Origin of the sequence: Deinococcus planocerae (assembly GCF_002869765.1) — a bacterium.
Classification (GTDB): Bacteria; Deinococcota; Deinococci; order Deinococcales; family Deinococcaceae; genus Deinococcus; species Deinococcus planocerae.
Genome location: NZ_PNOR01000010.1, coordinates 22,531 through 48,475, shown reverse-complemented (window position 1 = coordinate 48,475; position 25,945 = coordinate 22,531). Strand labels below are relative to the sequence as shown.

The window sequence follows — 25,945 nt, the reverse complement described above, 5'->3', positions numbered from 1 at the left end:
GGCGTGGTCGCCCTTTTTCCCTCCCCCTATGAGGACGAGCTGCTGTACAGCCTCTGCGCGCGTTATGCGCGCCTGATGGGGTACGGCAACCTCAAGACCACCCTGTGGCACCTGTTCGGGCGAGAGACAATCACCGCCGTCATGGACCTCCCGACGCACCTCGGCCACCTCGCCGGGCAACTCGCCGACATCGGCGGGCCGGGGGTGGAAGAGTTGATAGACCAGCATACGCTGCTGCCGTACTTCGCCGCTTTTCATCTCCCTGAGCGGCGTGAGGAGGTTCGCGCCGCCATGCGTGGGGACGGGCATCCGCACTGGCGGCTCGGTTTGATGGCGAGCCGCGTAGCCGCGGCGAGGGCCCTGCGTTTCTGTCCATCCTGTGTCACCGAGGAACGGACCCGACATGGTGAAGCGTACTGGCACCGCGCACATCAGCTCCCCGGTGTTCTCGTCTGTGAGCGGCACGCCGTGTGGCTGGAAGAGAGTGAGGTGGTCCTGCCCGCTCCAGTTACCCGTCACGTGTTCATCCCGGCAGAAACGGTCATCCCTCAGAACCTGTTCGCACGTCAGGTCCCCGAGGGGTGTGAGCGGGACGTGCTGCTCGACCTCGCCCGGCGGGCCCTCGGCGTGATGGTTGGGCCGCCCCCTGCTGTCCTGCCCTCCGCCTTGCGAGATGGTTACCTCGCCGCACTTGCGGAGCGTCAACTTGCCACCTTCAGCGGACAGGCGCACATTGAGGAGGTGCGCGCTGCCCTGCGAACCGTTTTTCCCGCGGAGGTTATGGAACGGATAGGGCTTCCCCCCGAGGACGATGGCTGGTGGCTACGCCTGCTGCGTAAACCTCGTGTGGCCGCGCACACCCTGCACCACCTGCTTATGCAGGCTTTCCTGGGGCTCCACCGCGAGAGGCTCGGCACAACCCCTCCGCCCTTCGGCTCGGGCCCCTGGCCTTGCCTCAATGCTGCCAGCGCACACCACGGAGAGCCGCGCATTGAACGTGTTCAGGTGAACTACACCTGCAATGCGCGTGAGCCTATCGGGACCTTCACGTGCTCGTGTGGGTTCGCGTACCGCCGAGTAGGCCCGGACCGGACCCCCCAAGATGCCCGGCGCCTCGACCGTGTGGCGGCCTACGGCCCCGTGTGGGAGTTCGCCTTGCGGAAGTTCTGGCTTGACCCGGCCCTCTCGCTGCGTGAGCTGTCCCGGCGGCTCGGCTTCGACCCCGGGACGGTCCGTCAACAGGCGGCACGCCTGGGCCTGCCACCGCAGCGACCCGGCTCCCGAGGTGCGAAGCCCCCCAGGGAGAAGATCGATGTCCCCGGCACCACCGCTTGGAACTGGCGCCGGGAAGAGTGCCGGGCCGCCTGGCAGCAGCAGAGGGAAGAGAAGCCGGAGGCGTCCACAAGTGGACTGAGGCGTCTGATTCCCGGCGTGTATATCTGGCTCTACCGCCACGACCGCAACTGGCTCACCCGCAACAAGCCCCTGCGGACCACTCCTCGGCCATCCATACCGCGCGTGGATTGGGGGCGGCGTGACACCCGCCTGGCCCGTGAGCTGCGCCGCGCTGCCCAGGACCTCCTGCGCTTGGAGCGGCCAATCCGGGTGACCCCCGGACGCCTTGGGCGCGAGGTGGGGCAGGCGGCGCTGCTGGAGCAGCATCTCGGCAGGTTGCCCAGATGCGCGCGGGTGCTGGCAGAGGTGTCCGAGACGCGCGAGGCGTTCGCTGTCCGCCGAATTCGCCGGGCTGCCGCTGGGCTGCAACAGATGGGAGGGCGTATTCCCCGCTGGCACTTCGCTCGCCTCTGCGGCCTGCGCCCGGAGTTACTCGCTGTGCCTGAGGTCGCCCAGGCTTTCGAGCAAGCATGGGCTGCCCTGCTGACGCGGTTCGAGGTGCCCGCCGCATGAGCGGACAGGCGCCCTTCCGCTTGAGGCCTTGGCCTTTCGAGGCAGGCGAGGTGGTAACTCTCGCCTGGGTGCGCTCACCTTACAAGGAAGGCCCGGAGGACCAGTGGAAATTTGGGGCCGTTTTCCGCTCCCGGCAAAGCGAGCCGCGGGAACTTTCCCTCGACTGGGCGATGCTTCCCCTGATGGCCCTGGGACAGTACTACCGGGACGGCGAGCCCCTGGAGAACCGTTTTGAGACTGCGAATAGTACGATTGACCTCTCCAAGGCAGGCCCACCGGAGTTGATGGATGTTCGTGACGTGTTGCCGCGGAGCATGTACCGCCTGGACCCCTTGGAGGAGTGGCAGGAGCAGTGCTGGGTGTGGACCCTTCCCGGCAAGGATCGGAAGAAGTTCGTTGTGCCCGTGCTCGTTCTATTGAGGGGACGGTTGGCGCAGGGCGACTTCTTCACGACGGGTCTGCTCAATGGGTTGACGCTCGACACCCCCACCCGGCGCGAGGTGGAGGGCAACGTCTTGCATCTGCGCTTTCAAGCCTCGTTCCCGCTCCCTGTTCCTCCCCAGGAGCGCGAGGCGTTCCTCACGCTCCTGGCCCGCTTGCTCTGCGATCCGTCCTTTGAGAACGCCTACCGGAGCGTTGCCCTCGGACGTGTGGAAAACCCGAACGGTCCACTGAAGTGCGATCTGCCCGAGCTGTCTCCCCAATGGGGAATGCGGGTACTTTCCCGAGGCAATGTTCGTCTGGTACAAGAGATACTCCAGGCTGAGCCCCTGCTGGAGTTGCCTGTGGAGGGCGTTGCCTATGTCCATCCCCTCTACCCGAGGCGCACGGTCTCGCTGCCTAGGCCGAAGACGACCGACCGTCGCCAGACCGGCGGCCAGCCGGTAGTAGACTACCTGGGCCCGGCATCCAAAAGGCCGAGGACGCGCCACAACCTCTCCGCACCAACTGCCGGACTGGTCGAGCGTCACAAGTTGACTATCACCAACGAGGGACGCGAGGAGGAGGGTCCGGGGAACTCCCTTTATCTCCAGAAAAAGGGAAAGGGCGAGCGGCTCGTCAGCCTGGCGGACAAGGGGCGAAATGGCACAGCCCCTCAAGCCGGGGTGCGGATGGGTTCCAACCGGGCCGCGCCACCCGAGCCCGAGGACGTGACCTGGGAGATGGTCGAAGAGTGGGCGCAGCCGCAGGAAGATGGGCTCAACACCTGGCGGGAGATGCTGGCGACCTTCTGGCAGAAGTACCCGCGGGTGAACGTCGTCTTCCGCCTCGGGCCCAAGCTGCTCCCGGGTCAGGAGAAGCCCCTGGGAAGACCCTATGCGGTGGTGGCCCTGGCCGTGGGGGACGATCCACCCCTCTGGCTCATCGAATTCGCCCATCGCCCGGAGCGCAAACTCTCCACACTGGTCCTCTGGGGTGAGGCGTGCGCCGAGTGGGACACCTTTGAGCCCCTGCTGATCCAGGTGCTGCTGAATGGGCTTGACCGCAAGGAATGGTGGAACCTCGCCAAGCTGGAGGAGATTGAGGCGGCAACCGGGGTCCGTATCCGGCGCCTGCCGCACTCACCAGGCGGTGTCCAACGTCGGGCCGAACGAATCTTCGGGCTTCTGTCCTCTAAATTGGCTCCTGATGAGGGCCCGCAGGGCGGCACCTGGCAGCCCAGGTCTGGAAAGTAGGGTCACGTCCCCATCTGCTCGTCCGGCATGAGCAGCTCGTAGAGTTGTCGTCCCACGGCTCCTGCCAGCGCCGTCATGTTGTCGATGCTGACATTGCGCTCGCCGCGCTCCACCTGGGCGATGTACGACCAGTTCATGTCGGCAGCCTCCGCCACATCTTCCAATGTCAGCTCCTGAGCGTGGCGTTCAGCCCGCAGCCGCTGCCCAAAGAGGCGTCTGAGCGGGCTCGGGTTGGGCGTCTTTTTGATCCGCGGCATTGGGGCAGCCTCGGAAGGACCCCTTGATGCTGTACAGTTATTGAGGGTACTATCAATCAGGGAATAATATGAGAAATGTTCGCCGGGAGGGCTGTTTGACGCTTTCATCTCTTCGTCTGTCCGAATCGCTAGGAGACCTGGGAGTGGTTCCCGGGGTGGGTCAAGTTGCCCTCGTCGGGGGATTCAAAACGCGCCCCAGGCCGTTGGACCCCACTGGGGAGAGGGGAAGCCCGGAGTGAAGGTCCTCCCGGCAGCTCCCCTCCTCCTCCTGGCCCTGCTCCCCGCCTGTCAGAAAAAGCCTGATCCTGCCCAACTGAACGCCGTCGCGCAGTACTACGTGGATGAGGGTGGTTTGGCCCTGAATGCCTCGGGGAGTCGAACCTACGCCCGCCCCTGCCTCAACCCGGTGAGCCTGTCGCAGACCCTGGTGGGCGGCGCTTTTGCGCTCCCAGGCAAACTCGTGCAGTTCATCGAGGCCAACAAGCTGGGGACGACCACCCATACCCAGAGGCCCTCCGGCTACGACGCCGTGCGGATCACCCCCACCCCTGCGTACAAGGACAACTGGTTGGGCCGGGGCGACTACAAGTCTTTCTGCTTCGGCAAGTACGAGTTGGTCAGGGCCGAGTCGGTGGCCGACGCCGAGCCGATCACGGCGGGCGCCTCGGAGCCCCACCTGATTCCCGGCGTGCAGGCGCGGGCCACCCGGATCACCTTCCGTCTGGCGGGCGTGCCGGGGGGCGACTTCGTGCAGGGGCTCAAGGACGACCCCACCCTGCTCGCCCGGGGTTCTATGGCTCCCGATGACTATGGGCGAGAGTTGACGGTGGTGGCGACCCTGCCCACACGCATCGAGGACTTCAACACGGATCGCTGAGCACGTTCATTCCCCAGAGGTGCTTCATGAACATAAAACCCGCTTCGCTGTTGCTCCTGCTCCTGCTCGCTGCCTGTGCTCCCGTGACGACGGCCCAGGCCCCGACTACCGTGACCACGACTGCCCAGTATCGCGCCGCCGCTCGGGCCAATGAGGACAGTCCTGTGCTCGCGTCGGTCGTCTCCCTCGCCCCTGCCGCTCCGCACGCCGAGGGTCGGCAGCCGTGGCGCGCGGAAGAGATTCAACGCAACAGCCTAGTGCTGCGCTCCAGGGCCGTGGTCCTCAACACCCGTACCTTCGAGAGCACGCTCCGAAGCTTGCCCTATGAAATGGTCTTCAACGTCATCACTGCCAACAACGTCACCACGTTGACGGCCACATATAGCAGTCAGCACGCAAACACGGCGCAGTACATTTTCGATCAGCTCGACAAGAGATTCCAGCGGGTGAAATGACCCCCAGGCGCTGACTGAAGGGAAGACCACACCATTCATTGAAGGAGAGACCATGACTCATCCTGTTTCCCTTCCCGCCACTGAAGGACATTGCCGTGCGGCTTGATCTGTCCCGGGCGCACTCACGCTTTCTGGGGCTCACGGGCAACTACAAGCCGCGCCGACCCGAGGAACTGGTTCCCATAAAGCGGGTGGAGATTACCCCTCCAGCCAAAATCGTCCTGCTGGCCCAGCTTGATGCCCCCGGACGCCTCCGGGGAGGGCCGCTCTTCGGATACAGAAGGGACGGCGTAATCTTTGTGCTTCGTGCCGCCGCCAATGGGTACACCTGCTGGCACGGAACTGAACACGGACCCCTGGACATGGATGAACGCTACCTGCTCGGCTACCTCGACTGCCTGCGAGAACAGGAAGATACGCCTCTGCCCATTGATTGGGTGGGCAACTGGTTGAGCTATCCCAACAGCCAGCTTGCCGATCAACTGGACGAGGACTTGACATGGATCACGCGGGCCAGCCAGACGCGGCTGATCGATGATGAACACTGCCTGCTGATCGTGGGGCAGGGGGAGGGTGGGCTGACGGCGCACGCCTATACCGAGAGGAGCGCGGATGGCAGCGTGGTCATCCTGTTCCACAACCTTGCAGGCGTGCAGCCCCCGGTGTCCGAACCCTGATGCCTGAGCAGGATGAGGGCACCTTCTTTCTGCATCGAGGTGTCCTAACTGGGCGGCCTGTGTCTGGAACGGGAGCGAGACGATGGAGGAGAGTCAGGTGACCCGCGGTGCTCAGACCGATCCGAAGTTCGACAAGATCGCCCTTTTAGCGCATTACGCGGCCCGACGGGAGGATGTCCTGACTTATCTGGGCATCGTGCTGCTCAACGTGGACCTCCAGGAGGACCGAGCGCACTTTCTGAAATTCATAGAATTGCGGTGGGAGATCGAACGAACGACCCCGGAGGCCGTGTTCTTGGGGTGCAACCTGGATATGGGGGATTTCGGAACGTACCGCTTTGAGTCTTCTCTGGGGTTGACTTACACCAAGGGCGTGACGACGCTCAGCAGAGTCATCTCACTGACAAATTCCGAACTCAAATTTTTCAAAGATGTGACCGAACAGTTAGATGAGGTCCTTAAAAGAGTCCGTGTGGAGCGTCCTCGGGCAGTTCCCTCAGTCTGTTTAACCGTGCCCTTTTTTCAGGGTTATCCACCTACTATGGAAACTTCGAGCTTCTGGAAAACGATTAGTAGCGGCGAATCACCTTAAAGGGTTCGCGGTGTCAACGGTGAGAATTACAAAAAACTGCGGGTTGGGGATGGTCCTTATGAGTCACCACGGCTTGCAGTCGTCTTGTTGCCCAATTCTTGAGTGTAGAGACAACGGCGAAAGGTGGAACACAACCCGTTTCTCTACGGTAGAGTCTACCGTGAACTTGTAGCTTCTTAGCTACCGAGTTGTCGCTTCCGCTAATAAGTGAGGACAGTGCCGGGCAGATATTCGCCCCACGTCTGCCCCTCACCCGCCCCCAACCCGTGCGTCATTTTGCTTGTTTGAATCCTCTTGCTCGTGCTGTTCGACGCCCGGGTAGGCTGCTGGGGCACCGTGGGGGAAGGGTGCGGAGAATATGGGCTACAGCAGTGTCTGCCAGAGGGCTTGCACTGCGGCCTGGGTGCGGGCGGCGGCTTTGAGCTTCACGAAAATGCCCCCTACATGGAGCGAACATGGTGGAGATGGATGCGCTGCTGGACGGTGTAGGAGGTCATGGTCGCTGTCAACGCCGAGGAGACGGGCGGGAGATTGTGGCGGCAGCGTAGGCAACTGGCCGGGCGGCTGCACGGGGAACTGCACGTCACCGCGGTACGCCCCTTCCGGCTGAGCAGCGAGCAGTCGAGAATCCTGGGCACCTTCCGTACTATCACGGGGGCGCTGGGCGGCGGGTTCAGCGTACTGGAGAGTGCGGGCGGCCTGACGGCTGCCCTGGTGCGTTTTGTGCAGGACCGGCACGCGGCCCAGGTGGTAATGGGCGAGACTAGCCTCTACTCCTCTGTCTCATTGCAAGTGGGCGCAGATTCCCTGCTACTCCGACACTTAGGGGCGCGCGGCTTTGTCTCCGATCACATAGACGCCGACCTCCGCCATCGGCAGCTATTCTAGGCATACCTGTTTTCTACGCTCTTCCAGGCTGTCCAACGTCGTGGTCCCGCCTTCTAGCAACAGCCCACAAGAACATTACCTAATCGAACACTTTTGAAACATCCTCCGCTTCCATATCGGGAATTTCTGAGTACTCCTTTCTTAGTATATCCTTGTCAAGGAGCGGCCTCTTTCTTGCTGAAGATAGATTTCCTCCTGCCATGTAGAGGAGGACGTAATACGCTACTTTACGATTATCGCCTGCGAATATAATCCTGTTCCTCTTGGAATTCCAAAGTAGGTTCTTCCAAGGAGCCTCATTAAGGTTCATTGGCAGTGTTGCAAGCTCCGAAGCGGCTTGATTTACAAGATCAAGCCTATTTGAGGCAGTATTTTGTGAATACTGCTTCACGAGAGTGGATATGGTGTTTACTATAATTTGCAACCCTATTGGACGAAAAATTAGGTGACCACCCTCTTCATTGCGGTACTTATAAGCCAACTCCTCTTTGGCAGAACTCTCTAAAACCTCTTTAAGTTGGGGGAAGTTATTTTTCAAGGAGTCCATGAGGGTGACCGCTTCCAAATAAAGCTCCTCTATTATATCTTCGCCTGGTCTAAACAGTTTAAATTGCTTCCAAGTTTTGACATCTCTTTCTCCCATTAGGAAGGTATCTAGAATATCATATAAAGTTATTATCATGGTAAAACTAATTTTATCCGATGAGGACAAACTACTACCTTCACCCTCCACATTAATCTTTCCTCTTAATGGTTTATAATCATTTAAAAGACGCCTTACAACGACTGCTACTACGTCGTCTTCGTCCAAAGCTATAACATCCTTTTTGACTACTGCCTTAGCGTGTTTATTCAATGTGGTAAATAACCTTCTTGTTCGCTGATATCCCTCTTCGTCTTTTGCCCTAATTTCATTTGCAACACCAGAGACGAAGATGACGCTTAATCTGTCCTCTCCTAACTCTGGATTTGTCCTGAGAGCTTCTTGTATCCCGCTAACCCTATGCTGGCCGTCAATTGCCCACAACTTGGTATCTGGTTGCAAGGTAAGTATTCCAAAAACACCTTCCGTGTCTTCAACCACATCATTGTCATCTTCAATATATGGTCGAAGTTTTAATTCCCTCCAATCGGGACTTCCTCCATAGACGCCAATTACTACAGTGTTGAAGAAGCGTTGTGGTTGTGATTTAATGTAATTGCTTATATCCTTCGACCTCTCTGTCAGCCTACGTTGTAAGTAATGACCTAAATCCTCACTTTGGTGAATTGCTCCGGAATTTTTAACTCTTGCCGCAATATCTTTGAATTTTATAGCCGATATGTAGTACGTCCAAGTTCCCATTCGTGCTTGTAATGCAGGAGCATGTATCGTTTTCGACGTCTCTTCGTTAACCATAGACTCCTCACTTAAAAATTGGCTCTCACCGGTTTGCTAACCTCAGCCGGTATCTCTCTGTTTAGGGGCGGCAGTAAGGCCTTTATTAGATTATCCTCTGTAGGAGTGAGGATTGCTTGAGGTACTTCCGCAAAATAAAACCAGACCTTTAAGTATTTGTTAAGGAAGTTATGAATAGCTGGTCTTCTATTGTCTTTAATGCGGCTCCTGAGGTATTCTCCAAATCGTCGTCTTAGTGAGCTGGCTTGCCCAACATACATCAAATACGAAATTGCCGGATGACCAGCAATTTCAGGCTGTAATAGAAATGTATATATGCCTGGACGTGTTGGTAGAGACTTAGACTCGGATTTGTCTAAGAGAACTTTCTGCCAAACCAGTGGTGGCGAGCTTGGATACTCCGACCAAAGTTTTGGAGAAAGGATAAGAGTCCTCTCGTGCAGCTTTATATGATCCGCATCAACTAAAAAACTAGTCAAGCTCTACCTCTTACGAATGGGCTGATAAGTCGTTGGTGCGGCTGGGGTGAGCTGCCGTGAGAGAACTGCCAGGCGCGCAACTTCTGCGCCTCACAGGTAGTGTGCCCCGTTTAAGTTTTACGGAGTAACAGGCTATAGTAAACAGGTTGTGGCGATTCCTGTCCAGTCTGACCTCTCCAAGCTCGGCTTCTCCGGCCACGAAACCTTCCCCTTCCGCTACGGCTGGCTGAGAAAAGCAGCGATTGGGGCAGAGGTTAGCCCCACCTACTTTTCTCAGCCGCTGGCACTGGTGCTGCTCGGCGTGGGCAAAAATATGGTCCAGAGCATTCGGCACTGGGGCACGGCCACTGGAATGCTGGTTGACTTGGGGCGCGGGGCGGTCAAACCCAGTGACATCGGCCAGCGGCTCCTGAGCGAGTGGGACCCCTACCTGGAGGAGGCGGGCTCGCTGTGGCTGGTGCATTGGCTCCTAGTGAACAATCCTGCGAAGGCCGCAGCTTGGCACTACGCCTTCTTCCACTACCCTCGCCGGGATTTCACCAAGGCGGAGATGGTGGAGCATCTGTCCGACTGGGCCGCGCGGCACGATGCCAGGAACAAGCTCTCCACCATCGAGCGGGATGTGGACTGCCTGCTCCGAACGTACCTGCCGGGCAAAAGCAGCAAGAAGGGCGTGGCGGAGGAGTCATTTGATTGCCCCCTGGCCGAGCTACGGCTCCTTCAGACCCTGGAGGACGGCGAGCGGTTCGGCTTCGTCTTCGGCGCAAAACGGTCGCTGCCTGACGCTATCTTCGCCTACGCACTGCTGGACTTCCTGGAAAGGGTCCAAGGAGAGCGGCAGACGGTAGTGCTGCATGAGGCCCTGTACGAGCCTGGCAGCCCCGGGCAGGCGTTTAAGCTGAGTGAGAACTCTCTAATTGAGGGCGTTGAGGCGGTGGAGGCACTGACAAGGGGCGCGGTACAAATGGACGATACGGCGGGGCTGAAGCAAATCTACCTGCGTAGGTCGGTGGACAAGATGGCTCTTCTGGACGCTTTCTACGCGGGCCAGGTATGACCGCTGCCCACCAGATGGGGCCTCCCTCACTCCCAGCCGCCCGGTTCCTACGTTCTGTTCGGTTGGAACAGGACATTCACAGCAGCAAGGCATTGCAGGGCTACATCATTACGCCCGAAGTTCGGAAGGTACTGCGGCGAATCGTCACAGCCCTGAGGGTCGATGGAGCGGCGCGGGCCCTGACCCTAACGGGGCCGTATGGGACGGGGAAGTCGGCGTTCGCCCTCTTCCTCTCGCGGTTGGTTCAGGAGCCCGGTGGCGAGGCTTGGCGAATGCTGTCCCAGGTGGACGGTCTGCTGGCGAGAGACGTGCAGCAGGTGTTGGTCAAGCCGCTTCTCCCAGTCGCCCTGACCCTGCGACGTGCGCGTTTGAGTGTGTCCCTGCTGGAAGGATTACAGCAAGCGGCGCAGGAGTTGGCCGGAGCTGAGACCCTCGTCGCCGAACTCGCTTCCGTTCTGGGCTCGGCTCACGACGGGATGGACTCCCGCAGGATGTTGAACTACGTGGCCGCCCTCCAGGAGCAGGCGGTGGAGGCGGGCTTCGGCGGGCTGGTCATCTTGTTCGACGAGCTGGGCAAGGGGCTGGAGCACGAGGCGCGGTATGGCGGCGACGATCTCTACCTCCTGCAAGAACTGGCGGAGGTCGCAGTTCGGAGTGGGGAGACACCACTGCTCTTCGTGGGGGTCCTCCACCAGGGGTTTCAACAGTACGGCGAGCACCTGCTGGCTTCGGCTCGCAAGGAGTGGGGGAAGGTTCAGGGCCGCTTCGAGGACGTTCCCTTCTTGGAGCCGCCCGAGCAGCAGATGAGGCTGGCCGCTCAGGCACTCGGGGTTCTTTCACCGCCGCCGAGTTCAGCCGTGCGGGCGCGGGCCCAGTCCGCCGCACAGGCCCTTACGGAGTTGGCGCAGGCCCCGAAGTCTATTCCTCCCCTGGAGTTCGTCTCGCTGGCCTCAGAGGCGGCTCCGGTTCACCCTGCGGCCCTCCTGGCACTGCCCTACGTGTTTCGGCGGTTCGCGCAGAATGAGCGTTCCCTCTTCGCATACTTGCTGAGCGGCGAGCCGCACGCCATCCCGCAACAGTGGCGGGAGCGCCAGGACCTCGTTCGGCTCCCCGACCTGTTCGACTACTTCAACGTCAACCTCCTCTCCAGTCTGTCTCGGCAGGCGTTCGCCCGCCGCTGGCTTGAGGTGCTGGACGCGCTGGAGCGCGAGCCCGGTTTGACACCGCTGGATGTTGAGCTGCTCAAGACTGTCGGCCTATTGGGGGTCCTCAGTGACATGGGTGCCCTTAGCGCCACGTATGAGCTGATCTGTGTGGCGCTGAGGGATGTGCCCGAGGACCCCGAGGTGCGGGCCAGTCTGCAACGCTTGCAGGACAAATCGCTCATTACCTATCGCCGCTTCAACCACACCTACCGGGTGTGGGAGGGCAGTGACATCGACATTGAGGAGCGGCTGGAGGAGGGTCGCCGCACCGTTGGCGCTAGCCTCGCCCTCTCCGAAATCTTGGAGCGGCACCTCCCGCGCCGCCCGCTAGTGGCCCGGCGCCATTCCTTCGACACAGGGACCCTCCGCTACTTCGAGGTCCACTATGCGGACGCGCCGCGTCCCCCCGCCACCCTGCGAACCGACAGTGGTGGGGAGGGGCTGCTGCTGTGTGCTTTGCCCGGCACCGTGGAGCAGGCGGACACCTTCGCACAGTGGGCCCAGGAGCCGGAAGTGGCAGACCGCCCTGAACTCATCGTGGTTATCCCGCAGCAGCTCCACACATTGCGCGAGGCGGCCATCGAAGTCCGCGCCCTGCACTGGCTCAAGGAAAACACGCCGGAACTCCGCGACGACCGCGTGGCTCGCCGCGAGGTGGCTGAACGCCTCGCCCACCTGGAGGCGGTGCTGGCGGGTGCTGTCGAACAGCTTCTCGACCCACGCCCTGCTCCTATTGGTAGTGAGGCCGCGTACTGGTATGAGGGCAAGGCGCTGGATATTCGCACGCCCCGGCAGGCCGTTCAACTCCTCTCGGGAGTCCTCGACGAGGTGTACCACGACTCTCCCCGGGTGCAGAACGAACTGGTCAACCGGCGGACCCTCTCCTCGGCTGCCGCTGCGGCGCGCAACAAGCTGATGGGGTTGATGCTCTCCTCGGCGGGAGAACCACTGCTGGGCCTAGACCCCGAGTATTTCCCGCCCGAGCGCAGCATGTACGAGAGTGTCCTGCGGGAAACCAAGCTCCACGTTCCCGTCAACCCCGACGAGGAAGAGGGCGCCTGGCACTTCACCGATCCCCCAGCGGAGCACCACACCAACCTTCGCCCAGCGTGGCAGGCCATTGCGTCCACCATCTTCGGGGCTGAGGAGCCCTTCAATGTTGGCCGCCTCTTTGGCCTGCTGGCAGCACCGCCCTACGGCGTGACCGAGGGCTTACAGCCGGTGCTGCTCGCCACCTTCATGGAGGCGCACCCCACCGAGGTCAGCTTTTACCGGGAGGGCCGCTTCGAGCCCGAGCCTGGGATCGCTGACTTTGAAGTCCTTGCGCGCCGCCCCGAGTTGTTCGCTGTCATGGGCAGTCGGCTCAGGGGTGGGCGGGCGGATGTCATCCACCGCCTGGCGAGGGGCTACCGCACCGAAGCCGCCCTGGTTCCCGTCGTCCGCGCCCTGATTCGCGGGGTCAGGAGTCTCCCCGAGACCTCCTGGCGCACCCGGCAGCTTCCAGAAGAGGTGCTGCGCCTGCGCGAAACCTTTAACCAGGCCCGCAGCCCCGAGCAACTCCTGTTCGCCGACATCCCCGCCGCCCTGGGCTTGGAGTCCATCACCGACGAGCCCACCCCGCCCGAACAGATCGAGGCGTTCTTCGACGCCCTCAACGCTGCCAACACCATCTGGAATGGGCACGCCCCACGGCAAACTCAGCAGGCGCGCACCCTCCTCCTCACCGCCCTCGGGTTTCCCGACACGGACCAGGGGTGGGAGGGCTTGATCGAGCAGGCGAGTCGGCTTCAGGACCGGCCTCTGCCCAACTCGCTGATCCCGCTCGTCAAGCGGCTAAGTGTAGCGGGCGATCAATCCTCCGTCCTCGATGGCGTCCTGGCCCTCGTCGCGGGCCGCTCCCCGCGCTCTTGGACGGACGCCGACGCCGAGCGTTTCCCCACCCAGGCTCAGGCCCTCGCCCAGACCTACACGGTCGTTGCCAGCCAACTGGGGTACACCAGCCCGGAAGTGGAGCAAAGCAGCGAAGGCTATGCCCAGCAGGTCCGCGAAACCTTGGAGCTGGGCCGTCGTGACCTCAGCCCGCAGCAGAAAGACGCCCTGCGCCTGGCCCTCCTGAAACTCCTCCAGGAACTGGAGGGCTAAGCCAGGCCTCTGTGTATGATGTGCGGCCCGAAGCCGCCCAGCCTTACAGTACGCTGGGCCTATGCCAGAGCGCCCCACCGCAGAGCCGCGCCACATCCTGTCCCTCTCGGGCGGGAAAGACAGCACGGCTCTCGCCATTTACATGAGGGATAGAGTTCCCCAGATGGAATACGTTTTTTGCGACACTGGGGAGGAGTTAAAGGAGACATACGATTATTTAGAACGCCTACAAGCATACTTGGGTAAAGAGATAAAATACTTAAAGAATAACCGCTATGGTTTCACCGATTTGCTGAAAGCCCGCAATGGGTATCTGCCATCACCGCAGTCTAGATGGTGTACACAGTATTTGAAAATACTTCCGTTTGAACAAGAAGTGGGAAATGATGAGGTCATAAGTTATGTTGCTCTTAGGGCTGATGAGGGCTACAGAACCGGCTACATTTCGACAAAGCCGAACATCAAGGCGGTTTATCCTTTCAAGGAAGAGAGCATTAGAAAAGCTGACGTTTACCAAATGCTTGAGGAAAGCGGACTCGGCATTCCTGAGTATTACCAATGGCGTTCCCGTTCGGGCTGTTACTTTTGTTTCTACCAACAAAGAATTGAGTGGGTTGGTCTATTAGAAAAGCACGAGGACCTATTTTGGGAGGCCGAAAAGTTTGAGAAGGCCGACGAGGTAACTGGCGAACGGTACACTTGGAACAGCAGAGAAAGCCTGAGAGAGCTGGCACAACCCGAACGAGTGCAACAGATTAAGGACGAGTTCGCAAGGCGGCAGACTTGGGCCAAACGTTCTGATCCGAACGCCAGCCTCATCAGCGTTCTTGAGGAAGATGCTGAAGAAGGGTGTCTAATTTGCCAGTTGTAAGCCCTCGCGTGGAAGGTTTGACCTTTCACAGGAGCTTCGCTGTTAATCGGCCTGCTATGGCCGCAATTTTGGCAAATGCTGGCGCGACGTTAGAGGAGTTACGGGAGGCGACTAACCTTGGAACTATCTATTTAGAGTCAATGCCTCGCTACGCCCGCGCGTGTGGCTTGATCCAATTTGGAAACACCAACCTTACAGCCCTTGGAGAACACGTCCTAGAGCATGACCCATCCCTTTCCCTCTCGGCGACGCAGTGGCTCATGCACTACCACCTGTGCGCCCCGCATGGCCCTGGCCCGCGCTTTTGGCATGACCTGATCCTGCGACTACCGCACCTGCCCCAGCCCTTTCGCAAAGGCGAGGTGGTGGCCGAGATTGACCGCAGCGTACGCGAAGACTCCGGCGCGGCGCTCAAGGACCGGGGGATCGAGAGTACGGCGACCATCTTCCTGGGCAGCTACACGAAAACAGACGCCCTGGGGCCGCTGGAAATCATGGAGGAGGCAGGGGGCGACTACACCTTCAGGTCGCCGGAGTCGCCGCCTGTCGGGGTGTTCGCCTACGCGCTGTCTCACTACTGGCAGGGGCAACTGGGGGCGCAGCAGACCTGCACGCTGGATGACCTGGGCGAACCGGGCGGCCTGGGCAGCTTGTTCCTAATGGGGTCGTTCGATGTGAACCGCGCCCTGCGGCAACTGGCACGTCGGGGACTGTTGGAACTGTGGATGGCGGCCCCGCCGTACCAGGTGACCCGTCCCCCCGCCCCCGAGAAGTTGCTGGGAGGCATCTATGCCGCCGAATGACGCCGACTGGCTACCTGCTGAGCTGCCTTCGGAGGAAAGTGGCGAGACCAACCCCACCGCTGAGGCGCGCGAGGTCGTGTCCCGCCTGAATGGGCGCGGGTTGTACACCCGGACGGGGCTGCTGCTGCTGCCCCACAATTGGCTGGGCCGCGAGGGCGAGGTGGCGGTGCGCCTGGGGGCGGCCCACGTGAACTACCAGGCGTGGAAGGTGGGGCGGCTGGCGCCCGGCCAGAACTTCCTGATGTACTCAGTCCAGCGGCTGATCGAGGAACTGGACGCCCTGTGCCAGGAACCCCACCCGTACCGAACGCTGCTGGTGTCGGTGTTCGACCTGCCGCTCTCGGCGCTGACCCCGGCGGAGCGGCGCATCTTCTGGACCTTTCTGTTCGGCACCTTCAGCAAACGCCCCCGCGCCGTGCTCCTGGCCCTCCCCGGGGCGGCGGCGGTGCTTCCCGACGACCACGAGCAAGCAGCGTGGCGGGCGGCGGGCCGTCTGGCCCACTGGCCGTCGTAACACAGACAAGCCCGCCCTCCTCCCCCCTCGCTGCCCCCATGAAGACGGAAAGGAACTCACCCCAGCCATGACCCCCCCGCTCAGCATCCGCGACATCGCCCAGCCAGACACCACCACGCAGTTCGTCAGCGACGTGCAGCTCTCCACGTTCTACGACAACGCGGCGTTCAACCGTGACCTCATGCAGCGATTCATGTTCACACGCGGTACTGGGGGCCACACGGAGCGCAAGGGGACGGCGGACCTGCTGCGGCTGCTGCATCAGAGCGTCACGGCGATTGGGGCGACGGGCGACAACCGCTTCGTGTTCATGGCAACGTACGGTCACGGCAAGAGCCACCTGGGGCTGGCGCTCGCCAATTATTTCGGGGCACCGCGCGGCTCGCAGGAACTGGAAACGGTGCTGCACAAGCTGGAGCACGCGCTGCCGCAAGACGAGGCACAGGTGTTCCGCGACTTCCGCGCCAACGAGGCCAAGGCCCCCTTCCTGGTGCTGATCCTGCGGGGGGACCGCCCCGGCAGCCTGCGCGACGCTTTCTTTCAGGCGCTGGACCGTGCCCTGAGCGGACATGGGGGAGAGCAGACCTTTCAGCCGCCCTTCTGGTTCGACAAGGCCGACGAGCTGCTGGAGCGCCTGGGCAAGAACCCGACTGATGCGGTGACCGCGAACGCTTTTCTGACTGGGCACGGACGCGACCTGCCCAGCCTACGGCAGGAGATCGGGGAGCGGCGCTCGGGCGCGTACCAGCTTGCGGTGGGGGCCTTCCGGGCTGTTCACGGTATCGAGCCGAATCTGGGTGGCGAGACGGCACTCAACGACGCGGTGGAGTGGATTGTCAAAGACCTTTGCGGGCCGGGCAAACCCTTCGGTGGGCTGCTCATCCTGTTTGACGAGTTCAGCCGCTTTGTGCAGGACTACGGGCAGAACAACCCGGTAGGCGCACCCCTTCAGGAGTTGCTGAGCGGGGTGGGGCACGCTTCGGCGCGCGGGAAGGCGCTGTTCGTGGGACTCTCGCAGCACGATCCGGTGGTTATAGCCAACCGCTATGGCGGCGGCGAGGAACTCATCAAGGAACTCAACCGCATCCCCGAGCCCAACCGCCACAGGATGCAGACCATGCTTGAGGACGTGTTGGGAGGTGTCCTCAAGACCAACGATGCGGCCTGGCAGCAGTTCATGGGCGACCCCAGGGTGGGGATCACGGTTAGCGAGGCCAGCGATACGGCACGGCTCCTGTTCGCGGATCGCTACGGCCCTAAGCAGCTCAGTTGGGACCTGAAGACCATCCTCAACAAGGTTGCTAAGCAGTGCTTTCCGCTGCACCCGCTGACCACCGCCTTCCTGTCCAGCGTGACCCTGCACTCGTCGGGCACCGTGCGCTCAGTCCTGGGCTTTCTTCAAGACGAGCGGGGGGACGTGATGCCGCGCTTTCGGGAGCCCGCCCTCACCCAGAGCGGTCAGCCCAACTGGGTCCTGCCCACCCGCCTGGTGGATTACTTCGGAGAAGCACTGGGCGAGGACAAGTACAAGAATTTCAAGAACGTTATCAAGCCCGACCTGACGGGCGAGCAACAGGAAGTGCTCAAGGCCATGCTGCTCCTCGACGTGGCCGAGTTGCCGACCAAGCAGGCCGGGGGCTACGCGGCGGTGATCGCCAACCTGACGGGCCTGGAGGAGGGGCAGGCCGGGCGCACCCTGCGGACGTTGGAAGAACAGCATTACATCCGCTATGACTCGGCCAACAAGACGTATTCCTTCAACATCGGCTCCAGCGGCGCCCAGGACCTCGACCGCCTCCTGAACGAGACCATAGCCAAGCGCGAGGAAGACAAGAAGCTGGCCCAGCTCTTTGAGCAGTTCAGCGGCGGCACCAACCCGGTCAATAGCCTAAATCTGGGCAAGCCATACCCCGTTGACATCTCCTGGGGACACCCGGACGACTGGGCGGCGAAGGAGGTGATGGTCCCCGTCAGCGCGCTCAAGCAGGACCTGCTGACCGCGTTGCGGAACAAGTACGCCGTACCCATCGACAGCCCCCCCGAGGCGCGCGGCGTCGTGGTGTTGGTGGTTCCCAAGACCCAGAAGGAAGCCGACGAGGCCGTCGAAAAAATAAAGCACCTGCTCTCCCAGTCGGAAAAAGACCACGCCGCCCCGCTTCTCTTCCTGGTGCCGCGAGAGGCCCACGCCGAGCTGCACACCAACCTGCTGAAGCTGGCGCTGCTGAACGAAGCCCTGTTCAAGAACACCGCCCGGCCAAAGGTGGGCGAGAGCGCCTTAGGCGAGCTGGAACAGAGCTTGAGCAGCAAGGTCACCAAAGGGCTGGACGGGCTGCGGACGGGCAGCGTGATGGTCGCTCCCCCAGCCATGCAGCAGGCCCTCGACGCGCGGCTGCGCCCCGGGATGGCGAACCGGGTGGGCGAGGCACTCAAGGTGGTGTACGACCTCGCCTACCCGCATCACCCCGATAGCTTCTTCACGCAGTACAAGCAGAGCACCGTGAATCTGACCCGGGCCACGGTGGATGTGATCTACGAGTTGCTGGATAACAGTCTCGATCAGGTGAAGTGGTCGGCGGGCGCGAAGGTACCCGGCGAGGTGGTCAAGCTCCTGCAAAAAGACTGGAAGATTGTCAGCCTTCAGCAGCAGGTGATGGAGCCGGAGTTCACCCGGGTCAAGACCGCTTGGGACCGCGTTGAGGGGACCTTCTCCCCCAGGATCAGGAGTGCTTACGCCGACAAGGTGCTGTTGGAGCTGTTGCAACCTCCCTATGGCTATGACCAGAACACCCTGGCGCTGCTCTTCGCCGCCTGGATAGGCCGCAACCGGGACGCTATCGCCATCAGCGGCGTGGGCAAGCTCAGTCGTCCGGCTCCCGGTGCCAAAGAAGCCTTTAAAAATCCGGGCATGTTTTTGAAGGCGATGTCCGGGGTGCAAATCCACCGCAAGGACATCGCAGGGGAAAAGGCCAAGGTAGGAGAGGTCTTAGCGCAACTGAAGGGCGGCTCGTTCACTGCTGCCGAGGTCAAGCGCGGGATCAACACGCTTCAGGAGTTTAAGGACAACAACCCACGCTACGACGCGGACTACCTGGAGCAGATCGACGGGGCGATCGCCAAGCTGCAACTGGGACTGGACAAGCAGGCCGCCTATGACAAGACCGCCGACACGTTTGAGGCCAGGCTCAGTCAGGCCCGCACTGTCACGCAGATCAAGCCACTGGCCGACAACCTCAAAACAGGCTTCCCTGGCCTGAGCGTGGTGCAATCCGACAAACCCACCATCGAGCAGCTTCAGGAACGGTTGCTCAAACACGCTGCCAGCCTGACCGCAGCAGAAATCAAGCAGCACACGCAACTTCAGGATATTTCCCAGTATTCCTTGCGCGCCGCTGCCCTGAAGAGCCTTTCCGACGCGCTGTACCAACTTGGTCTCCCTGAATTGAAGGCGCAGGCCGACGCTGCCCTGCAAACTCTGGCTGGAGCCAGGCAGGCACTGGAAGCCAGCCAAGCTGAAGCCGCCGAACTTAAGCTCGTCAGCAACATTTCGGTGAAGGGGAATTTGGCGGCGCTGCGAGACAGCCTGGACGCTCTCCGAACCCTTGAATTGAAGTCTGACAGAGCCTATGCCCTCTCCGAAGAGAAGTATTCGCAGCTCAAGCAGGCGATTGCGGGTTTAGAGGGCAGACTGCCCTCCTGGGAAACAGCCCTGGAAACGGTGCTGGATGCTGGAGCGGCGGGCAAGCTAGGCAAGGAGCTAGTGGCGGGAAGCTCCCTGTACGAAGGGACGGAGGAGGCTGAGCGGCTTGCCGAACTTCAAAACCGCGCCGATGCCCTGACCCGCTACTTCGGTGGGCTGAGCAGCGCGCCGTCACTCCACGAGCCTGCGGACGTAGAACACCGCCGCGCGGCCCTGGAAGCGTTGAGACAGGAACACCAGGGCGTCCTGAATGCCGAGCAATGCGCCCAGCTCGACGTGGCCCTGACCAAGCTGGAGCAGCAGCACCAAAACCTGGAGGACAAGGCGACGGAGTGGCTCCGGCAGCAGCAACAGCAGTTTTCCTCGGGCAACACCAAGGGGCTGGAGCAGGCCCTGGACATGGCCCCACGTTTCCTGAACGAGGTGGGACGGACCGCCCTGAGTGACTTGCGCTCCGCCCTGCGCTCGCAGCTTGATGCCGTCGCCCAGGAAGAGCAACAGCTTAAACTGCTGGCCTCCCTCCCGCAGTCGGGCAGCCTGACGACCCTCCAGGGCAGCCTGGAAGAGTTGGGCAATCTCCCGCTGCTCTCCGGCAAGGTCAGCGAGGCGGCAATGAAGAAGCGCGGCGCGATAGAAGCCGAACTCGCACGCCTGGGCAGTCTCCCACAGACGTGGCAGGCGCAGGCTGCCGACGCCACCGACCTACGGGCCGTCGAAGGGCTTGCAAAGGAAGTCACCCGCCACGAGGCGGCCTTCGCGGGCAGCCCGCAACAGGAAGTGCTTGGCTCGTTGGCCCGTCAATTGGGTGACCTCATCCGGGTCCTCCGGCGGGCAGGTGACCTGCGGGTCAGCCCCTCCACCCGCCTGCGCGAATTACTGGAGCGTCAGGCCGAGCAGGAACAACTGCTGGACGAGCCTGTTCTCTCCGCCCGGCAGCGTGGTGTGTTGGAGCAGGACGTGGCACGCACCTGTCAGCTCTTCGGGGAGCAGGTGGGCAAGCTCGAACAGGAGCTGGAGGGGTACGACACCAAGCTGTCGGCAGCCCTGACCGTGGGTGACCTGGAGAAGCTGGACTTCAGCCGTGTTCCCCGCGCTGGCCTACCCGAATCCCTAGCACGGCAACTGGAGGACCTGGAGGGGCGGCGGCACGAACTGCGGCGGGGGCTCTCCGACGCGGCGGCCCTCGGTAAAGCTACCTGGCGCAACAGTTCGGAGGCACAGGAGGTGCTGCGGGAGTACGGGGCCATGCTGACCCTGCCCCTCTGGTCGGAGAGGCAGCGGGAACAGCTTGAAGCGCAGGGCAACGCCTTGAGAACCAAGGTGCAGGCCAAACACGGGGAAGCCGCCGCCTGGCTGACCGAGCGTGAGCAGAAGTTGCCGACGTTGACCGGCAAGGGCCTCGCGCAGCTTGAGGGCGAGCTGGCGCAACCTCACCCCTTCCTGGACGGGTCGGAGGAAGACCGTCTGACCGCCCTGCGTCACAGTCTGCAAGCCAGACTGGAAGAAGACCAGGCGCTTCAGATCGAAACCCTGTTCGAGAAAATTGAGTCGCCGCAGCGCCGCACCGCCCTGCTCCAGCGGCTGCAAAGTCTGTTGCTGGCGGAAACACCATGACCTCCCAGCGGGTGCAGTACCACGTGGACCTCACCGGAGACGCGGAACAGCAAGGCGCCCAGAGTGTCGGCACCGAGGCGGAGTTTCTGCGGCAGGCCCTGGCCGGAGAGCCGCTGCTCATTCACGGGGCGTCCCTCGCCCATTGGGCGGAGACCTTCGCCGTTGGTCGTGGGGTGGCCTGCACCAAGGTGTACTCGGCGGCGGTGAAACTCCAACACCTGGCCCCCGGACTCGGCGCCGCTCCGGCTAAGGTGCTGCTGCAACGTTGGCCCGAATTGGGTCAGGATGCTTATCTGAGCGGGAACATGGCCGCAGTTGTGGCTCACCTCGCAGGCGGCAGGCCGCTGGGGAGCGCCGAACACGCTGCCGAGTGGTTGCAGTTGCGCCTGGAAGCGCCACCGGAGTTGCAACTGGCTCTCACGCAGGTTGGCAGCACGGTGGCAGAAATGGCTCCATCCACTTGGCAGACAGCCTATGCCGCCCCACAGAATGAAGTGGAGCCGCTGCTGCTGGACTGGCTGGGCCTGCGAGGGAGTGCGTACCGCTGGCCGGTGCCCTTTCCCCTGCCGCTACGGGGACCCGTACAGGAATTGGTACGGCAGCGTGTGGCGACCGGCGTTGCAGAGCATGGCTTTGATGCCTTCTCGCGCTGGCAGGCGGAAGGGGCCGCCGTTGAGGTGCTAGGGATAGGAGCTGTCAACGCCGCAAATTGGTTGCGGCAACACCCCGCGGCCTTGACCCTGAGCGCCGTCCAACGCCTGCGCGAGTTCCTGCCGACCGACGCCTACGACAAGCTGCTGGGTGACCTACCGGCCACCCTGCCCGCCTCACCACCTGAACAGCCTGATGCGTGGGCGAGCTGGATGCAGCGGGAGTATCTGCCATACCGAGTCTCGAAGAAGGCGGATCAGCGGGCCCTCCTCCCCATTCAGCAGGAGTTCGCGGAACGCTTCCTCACGGTGTACGCCAAGGCCCTCAACGGTGGAACCCAGGCCGAGTGGCTGGTGTGGCAACGCAGCGCCGCCCTGCGGGAGAGTCCCCGCCTGACCCTGGTAGCGATCTGCGACGGCCTCAGCCTGCAAGACCTCGCCACTTTGCAGCGTCACCTGGCGCAGCAGGACACGGGACAGCGGCTGAGCGACCTGGGAAGCCAGATTGCCTTTCCCGCCCTGCCCACCATTACGCACCAGGCCAAGCCCGCGCTGCAACGGGGGGTGGCTCCCACGCTGAGCGAGCAGGGGCCTCCCCTGGGACCGTCCTTCACCCAGGAGGGCAAGGTGAGGGCGGCGCTGGAAGCAGGTCAACCCGGTGACATCGTGTTCTGGAACTATGTCAAGACCGACAAGCTCTACCACGAGGCCCAAACCCTGGACGAGGCCCGCACTACAGCGGATGTCACGCTGCTTGGGCTGGCACGGCGGCTCCTAGGTCTCATGCTCGAAGCCATCCCTGCGGACGTTCCGGCTCAGTTGATCATCACTACCGATCATGGCCGCCTGTTGCTGGAGTCCGAACGAACGGTGACCCCGCCCGACCACTTCACCCCAGAGGGGCGGGCGGCCTTCGGGCAGTGGGATACCATTCCTGCCCAAGGGTTCGAGATCGGCGAGGAGTACGCCCTGCTGGGCCGGACCACCTTCGGCATGACTCAGGACGCGGCGGTGATGTGGAACGACCAGACCTTTCGCACGGTGTCCGGTGCTACGGGGCACGTCGTCTGCCCACATGGCGGCATCACCCCCGAAGAGGTGCTGATTCCCTGGGCTGTTTACGCGCGTGACCTCGACTTCCGCCTGCCAACCTTCGAAATTTCCGGCAAGGGCGAGGCGGAACAGCCCGGCACACTGACTCTCCGGGCCATCAACCCCAACGCGCTGCCCTTGACGGTGACTGGCGCCTCAGGAACGCTAGCCCTACGGCTGGGCGCTCTCGCCGGTTGGACACTTCCGGCCCATGACGTTACCGAGCGGACTATTCTCCTGACGGATTGGCCCAGGTCCGCCGATCTGCCCACTCTGACCCTTAAACTCGCGGTGCAGGCGGGGCAGGGGGCGGCGCAGTCTGTTGACGCAGGAGTGGCCCTGAAGACGGAAGAATTGTATACCCCCACCACCAATATCCTGGATGACCTGCTGTGACAAACACTGACTTTGCCCCCCAACCTTTGAGCCCGTCTCCGGTAGGTGCTCTGGATGCTGAGGCCCTGAAGCATCTCAATGCCAAGGTGACCGAGGTCTTTCGCTCGCTCGCCATCGACAAGCGACGCCTGCCCGCCAGCCAGTTGAATAAGCGCGGCATTCCTGCTTACGTGGCCGAGTGGGTGTTGGAGAGCGTCGTGCCCGGCCAAGGCGAACTTAGCCAGGGAGAGGCGACCAGGGTGCTGGAGTGGGCGGCGCGGGTGATTCCTGGCCCCAGTGAGCAACACATCATCAAGCACAAGCTGGCGCAGGGACAGACGGTCAAGGTGTTGACCCCCCTGCAAGCCGAAATCCAGCTCAAAAAGGGCAAGGAACCCGAACGGCTCGCACAACTCAGCCTGCTAGGAATTTCCGACGCTTACATCTCTGACGCTTTGCTGGAGGAGCATCCTGACCTGCTGCGCCAGGGGATGTGGGGCGTGGTGGAACTGGGCGCGTTGAAAGATGGCGTGGCTGTGTTGTCCTTTAAGCCGATGCAGGCCATGGTCAACCTGCCCCTGTTCAAGGAAGCTCGCAAGAAATTCACCCTGCATGAATGGCGGGCACTCCTGCTCACTACGCTGGGTTTTGATCCCGCCGCCTTTTCCGAGGAACAGCAGACCTGGCTGCTGTGCCGCCTGCTCCCGCTGGTGCAGAAGAATATGCACATGCTAGAGCTGGCCCCCAAGGGCACCGGCAAGAGCTTCACCTACGAGAACATCAGTCCCAAGGTGCGCCTCATTAGCGGCGGCAACGTTTCGCCAGCCGTTTTGTTCGTCAACAACGCCAGTGGAACCTGGGGCATTCTGGCCCGCTTCAAGGTAGTCGTGCTCGACGAGGTGCAGACTGCCCGGTTCGAGCAGCCGGAGGAGATCGTGGGCGGGCTCAAGGGCTACCTCGCCAACGGCAAGCTCACCCGCGGCGGGCTGCATGAAACGGCCAGCGATTGCGGCTTTGTGATGCTGGCGAACATCACGCTGGATGACCAGCAAAACCCAGTGAAGGCGTCTTTGGTGGAAGAACTTCCCAAATTCCTGCGCGAGACTGCCTTTCTCGACCGTATCAAAGCCCTGATCCCCGGCTGGGAGCTGCCGAAGCTGAGTTCCAAGTTGCTGATCGGCAACGACTCTCTGCTGACCGTCGGCCTTAAGTCCGACTTTTTCGGGGACGCGCTCATCGCCCTGCGTGAGGACCTGAGCGCCGAGAGTTTCAGCGCCAAGGCTGTGCAACTGGGGGGCGACAAGCCATACCGCCGCAACGAGGAGTCGGTACGAGCCATTGCGGCGGGTCTGATGAAGATTCAATTCCCGCATGGAGAAGTCGAACCAGCCGACTTTTACCGGTACTGCCTCAAGCCCGCCATTCAATTGCGTCAGGGTATATGGAACGAACTGTACGCCCTCGATGGCGAGTACCGGCAATATGAACTGCGTATTTCCCAGGCGAAAGTATGAGCAGCCCGGCGACTTCGAACGAGACTATTTACCTCGATTACAACGCCACTACACCCTGTGACCCGCGTGTCGTCGAAGAAATGTTGCCCTACTTCACGGCTGACTTTGCCAACCCTTCCAGCGGAACCCATAGTCCGGGCAGGCGGGCGGCTGACGTATTGGAGCGGGCACGGGAGCGGGTGGCTGGGCTGGTCTCGGCCAACCCCCGGGACGTGGTGTTCACCTCCGGCGCCACCGAGAGCAACAACCTTGCCCTGTACGGCGTCGCGCGGGCGGCGCTAGCAAACGGCGATGGGAGGCGCCGGATCATCACGTCATTGACCGAACACAAGGCGGTGTTGGAACCGTGCCGGGAGCTGGCCCAGGCAGGGTTTGACGTGCAGTACGTCCCAGTGGACCGCACAGGCATCGTGGATTTGGAGGCGCTGGAACATCTCCTCACCCCAGAGACGCTGCTCGTCTCCATTCAGGCCGCCAATAGCGAGGTGGGGACGGTGCAACCCCTCGCTGAGATTACGGAGATGACGCAGGAGGCAGGGGCCTTCTTCCACTGCGATGCCACACAGGCGGTGGGCCGTGTTCCACTGGAATGGCAGCGCCTGCCTATCGACCTGCTGGCTTTCAGCAGCCACAAGATGTACGGCCCAAAGGGGGCGGGGGCGCTCATCGCGCGGCGGGCAATCCGGCAGGGACGCCTCAACCCCCTGACACGGGGAGGTGGGCAGGAAGCCAACCTGCGGGCGGGGACCCAGAATGTTCCGGCCATTGTGGGTTTCGGAGCGGCGTGCCACATCCTTGGAACGGAAGGGGCCAGCGAAGCAGAACGGTTCTCTGTACTCCGGGATGCCTTCGAGACGGAGCTGCGACAAAGATTGCCAGACATCGCCTTCAACGGACACCCCATCCAAAGGCTTCCCAATACCAGTAGCGTGACGGTTCGGGGCGTCGAAGCGGATGCTCTGCTGGCAAACCTGCCCCACCTGGCCCTCAGCTTGGGCTCCGCCTGTAATTCGGGTGCGCTGGAACCTTCCTATGTCCTCTTGGCCCTTGGTCTGGCGCGCGAGGACGCTGAAGCCACCTTCCGCCTCAGCATAGGACGCTGGACTACATCTCAGGGTTTTGGGGTAGCGACCGAAGAGGTAGCGCAGGCGGCGACAAGGTTGCGGCAACTGGCTGAGGTGGAGTAAAGGGAGGCGTCATCCC

At 61.9% G+C, this 25,945-nt stretch carries 18 protein-coding genes; 16 read left to right on the top strand and 2 right to left on the bottom strand.

Features of this window, described 5'->3' with window-relative positions; all coding sequences use genetic code 11:
• The first annotated feature begins 3 nt into the window (after nucleotides 1–3).
• A complete protein-coding gene (locus A7B18_RS07485; protein WP_180970065.1) occupies nucleotides 4–1,908 on the top strand; it encodes a TnsD family Tn7-like transposition protein in 1,905 nt (634 codons plus the stop codon).
• The gene (locus A7B18_RS07475) at nucleotides 1,905–3,584 is read left to right on the top strand and encodes a hypothetical protein (RefSeq protein WP_180970064.1); all 1,680 of its coding nucleotides are present in this window, start codon (nucleotides 1,905–1,907) and stop codon (nucleotides 3,582–3,584) included. Before A7B18_RS07485 ends, A7B18_RS07475 begins: the two co-directional genes overlap by 4 nt.
• Before the next feature lie 2 nt (nucleotides 3,585–3,586).
• Here the strand turns inward: A7B18_RS07475 and A7B18_RS07470 are convergent, their stop codons facing one another.
• The gene (locus tag A7B18_RS07470; RefSeq protein ID WP_102126060.1) at nucleotides 3,587–3,841 is read right to left on the bottom strand and encodes a helix-turn-helix domain-containing protein; all 255 of its coding nucleotides are present in this window, start codon (nucleotides 3,839–3,841) and stop codon (nucleotides 3,587–3,589) included.
• Nucleotides 3,842–4,076: 235 nt separating this feature from the next.
• On the opposite strand from A7B18_RS07470, the gene A7B18_RS07465 reads away from it, so the two are divergent.
• The 5 genes from A7B18_RS07465 (at nucleotide 4,077) to A7B18_RS07450 (ending at nucleotide 7,330) form a co-directional block, all read left to right on the top strand.
• Nucleotides 4,077–4,718 carry a hypothetical protein gene (locus A7B18_RS07465; protein ID WP_102126059.1) on the top strand — a complete coding sequence of 214 codons (642 nt, stop codon included), beginning with the start codon at nucleotides 4,077–4,079 and terminating at the stop codon, nucleotides 4,716–4,718.
• A gap of 26 nt (nucleotides 4,719–4,744) precedes the next feature.
• Nucleotides 4,745–5,173, top strand: coding sequence for a hypothetical protein (locus A7B18_RS07460; protein ID WP_102126058.1), 429 nt, complete (start codon nucleotides 4,745–4,747; stop codon nucleotides 5,171–5,173).
• A gap of 95 nt (nucleotides 5,174–5,268) precedes the next feature.
• The gene (locus tag A7B18_RS21335; RefSeq protein ID WP_146009485.1) at nucleotides 5,269–5,850 is read left to right on the top strand and encodes a hypothetical protein; all 582 of its coding nucleotides are present in this window, start codon (nucleotides 5,269–5,271) and stop codon (nucleotides 5,848–5,850) included.
• A gap of 97 nt (nucleotides 5,851–5,947) precedes the next feature.
• A complete protein-coding gene (locus A7B18_RS21330) occupies nucleotides 5,948–6,442 on the top strand; it encodes a hypothetical protein (protein ID WP_146009484.1) in 495 nt (164 codons plus the stop codon).
• Nucleotides 6,443–6,937: 495 nt separating this feature from the next.
• Nucleotides 6,938–7,330 carry an adenine nucleotide alpha hydrolase family protein gene (locus A7B18_RS07450; RefSeq protein WP_102126056.1) on the top strand — a complete coding sequence of 131 codons (393 nt, stop codon included), beginning with the start codon at nucleotides 6,938–6,940 and terminating at the stop codon, nucleotides 7,328–7,330.
• A 79-nt stretch (nucleotides 7,331–7,409) separates the two neighbouring features.
• Here A7B18_RS07450 and A7B18_RS07445 read toward each other — a convergent pair whose 3' ends face one another.
• Nucleotides 7,410–8,729: a DGQHR domain-containing protein gene (locus A7B18_RS07445; RefSeq protein WP_102126133.1), complete on the bottom strand. Its 1,320-nt coding sequence runs from the start codon at nucleotides 8,727–8,729 to the stop codon at nucleotides 7,410–7,412.
• 627 nt (nucleotides 8,730–9,356) lie between these two features.
• On the opposite strand from A7B18_RS07445, the gene A7B18_RS07440 reads away from it, so the two are divergent.
• The 9 genes from A7B18_RS07440 to A7B18_RS07400 all read left to right on the top strand — a co-directional run bounded on the left by A7B18_RS07440 (nucleotide 9,357) and on the right by A7B18_RS07400 (nucleotide 25,929).
• On the top strand, nucleotides 9,357–10,265 hold the full coding sequence (locus tag A7B18_RS07440) for a DUF4007 family protein (protein ID WP_219722099.1): 909 nt from the start codon (nucleotides 9,357–9,359) through the stop codon (nucleotides 10,263–10,265).
• Nucleotides 10,266–10,327: 62 nt separating this feature from the next.
• On the top strand, nucleotides 10,328–13,612 hold the full coding sequence (locus A7B18_RS07435) for a hypothetical protein (protein WP_146009483.1): 3,285 nt from the start codon (nucleotides 10,328–10,330) through the stop codon (nucleotides 13,610–13,612).
• 61 nt (nucleotides 13,613–13,673) lie between these two features.
• Nucleotides 13,674–14,483 (top strand): phosphoadenosine phosphosulfate reductase domain-containing protein, encoded by an 810-nt coding sequence (locus tag A7B18_RS07430; protein ID WP_102126054.1) that lies wholly within the window; start codon nucleotides 13,674–13,676, stop codon nucleotides 14,481–14,483.
• Nucleotides 14,484–14,539: 56 nt separating this feature from the next.
• Complete coding sequence (locus A7B18_RS07425) at nucleotides 14,540–15,286, top strand: DUF4007 family protein (protein WP_102126053.1); 747 nt, start codon at nucleotides 14,540–14,542, stop codon at nucleotides 15,284–15,286.
• Entirely contained in the window at nucleotides 15,273–15,800 is a 528-nt protein-coding gene (locus A7B18_RS07420; protein WP_102126052.1) for a hypothetical protein, read from the top strand. The genes A7B18_RS07425 and A7B18_RS07420 overlap by 14 nt, the downstream gene beginning before the upstream one ends.
• Nucleotides 15,801–15,867: 67 nt before the next feature.
• The gene (locus A7B18_RS07415; RefSeq protein ID WP_102126051.1) at nucleotides 15,868–21,111 is read left to right on the top strand and encodes a coiled-coil domain-containing protein; all 5,244 of its coding nucleotides are present in this window, start codon (nucleotides 15,868–15,870) and stop codon (nucleotides 21,109–21,111) included.
• A complete protein-coding gene (locus A7B18_RS07410) occupies nucleotides 21,108–23,249 on the top strand; it encodes a hypothetical protein (protein WP_102126050.1) in 2,142 nt (713 codons plus the stop codon). Before A7B18_RS07415 ends, A7B18_RS07410 begins: the two co-directional genes overlap by 4 nt.
• Nucleotides 23,246–24,742 carry a BREX system Lon protease-like protein BrxL gene (gene brxL / locus A7B18_RS07405; RefSeq protein WP_219722098.1) on the top strand — a complete coding sequence of 499 codons (1,497 nt, stop codon included), beginning with the start codon at nucleotides 23,246–23,248 and terminating at the stop codon, nucleotides 24,740–24,742. The genes A7B18_RS07410 and brxL overlap by 4 nt, the downstream gene beginning before the upstream one ends.
• Nucleotides 24,739–25,929, top strand: a complete 1,191-nt coding sequence (locus tag A7B18_RS07400) for a cysteine desulfurase family protein (protein WP_102126049.1) — start codon at nucleotides 24,739–24,741, stop codon at nucleotides 25,927–25,929. Before brxL ends, A7B18_RS07400 begins: the two co-directional genes overlap by 4 nt.
• Nucleotides 25,930–25,945 lie beyond the last annotated feature (16 nt).

Bases quoted from the DNA above. Each gene is read 5' to 3' on its own strand.
- A7B18_RS07445 (WP_102126133.1), bottom strand. From the start codon at position 8,729: ATGGTTAACGAAGAGACGTCGAAAACGATACATGCTCCTGCATTACAA.
- A7B18_RS07410 (WP_102126050.1), top strand. From the start codon at position 21,108: ATGACCTCCCAGCGGGTGCAGTACCACGTGGACCTCACCGGAGACGCG.
- A7B18_RS07420 (WP_102126052.1), top strand. From the start codon at position 15,273: ATGCCGCCGAATGACGCCGACTGGCTACCTGCTGAGCTGCCTTCGGAG.
- A7B18_RS07460 (WP_102126058.1), top strand. From the start codon at position 4,745: ATGAACATAAAACCCGCTTCGCTGTTGCTCCTGCTCCTGCTCGCTGCC.
- A7B18_RS07470 (WP_102126060.1), bottom strand. From the start codon at position 3,841: ATGCCGCGGATCAAAAAGACGCCCAACCCGAGCCCGCTCAGACGCCTC.
- A7B18_RS07400 (WP_102126049.1), top strand. From the start codon at position 24,739: ATGAGCAGCCCGGCGACTTCGAACGAGACTATTTACCTCGATTACAAC.
- A7B18_RS07475 (WP_180970064.1), top strand. From the start codon at position 1,905: ATGAGCGGACAGGCGCCCTTCCGCTTGAGGCCTTGGCCTTTCGAGGCA.
- A7B18_RS07430 (WP_102126054.1), top strand. From the start codon at position 13,674: ATGCCAGAGCGCCCCACCGCAGAGCCGCGCCACATCCTGTCCCTCTCG.
- A7B18_RS07450 (WP_102126056.1), top strand. From the start codon at position 6,938: ATGGTCGCTGTCAACGCCGAGGAGACGGGCGGGAGATTGTGGCGGCAG.
- A7B18_RS07425 (WP_102126053.1), top strand. From the start codon at position 14,540: ATGGCCGCAATTTTGGCAAATGCTGGCGCGACGTTAGAGGAGTTACGG.
- A7B18_RS07415 (WP_102126051.1), top strand. From the start codon at position 15,868: ATGACCCCCCCGCTCAGCATCCGCGACATCGCCCAGCCAGACACCACC.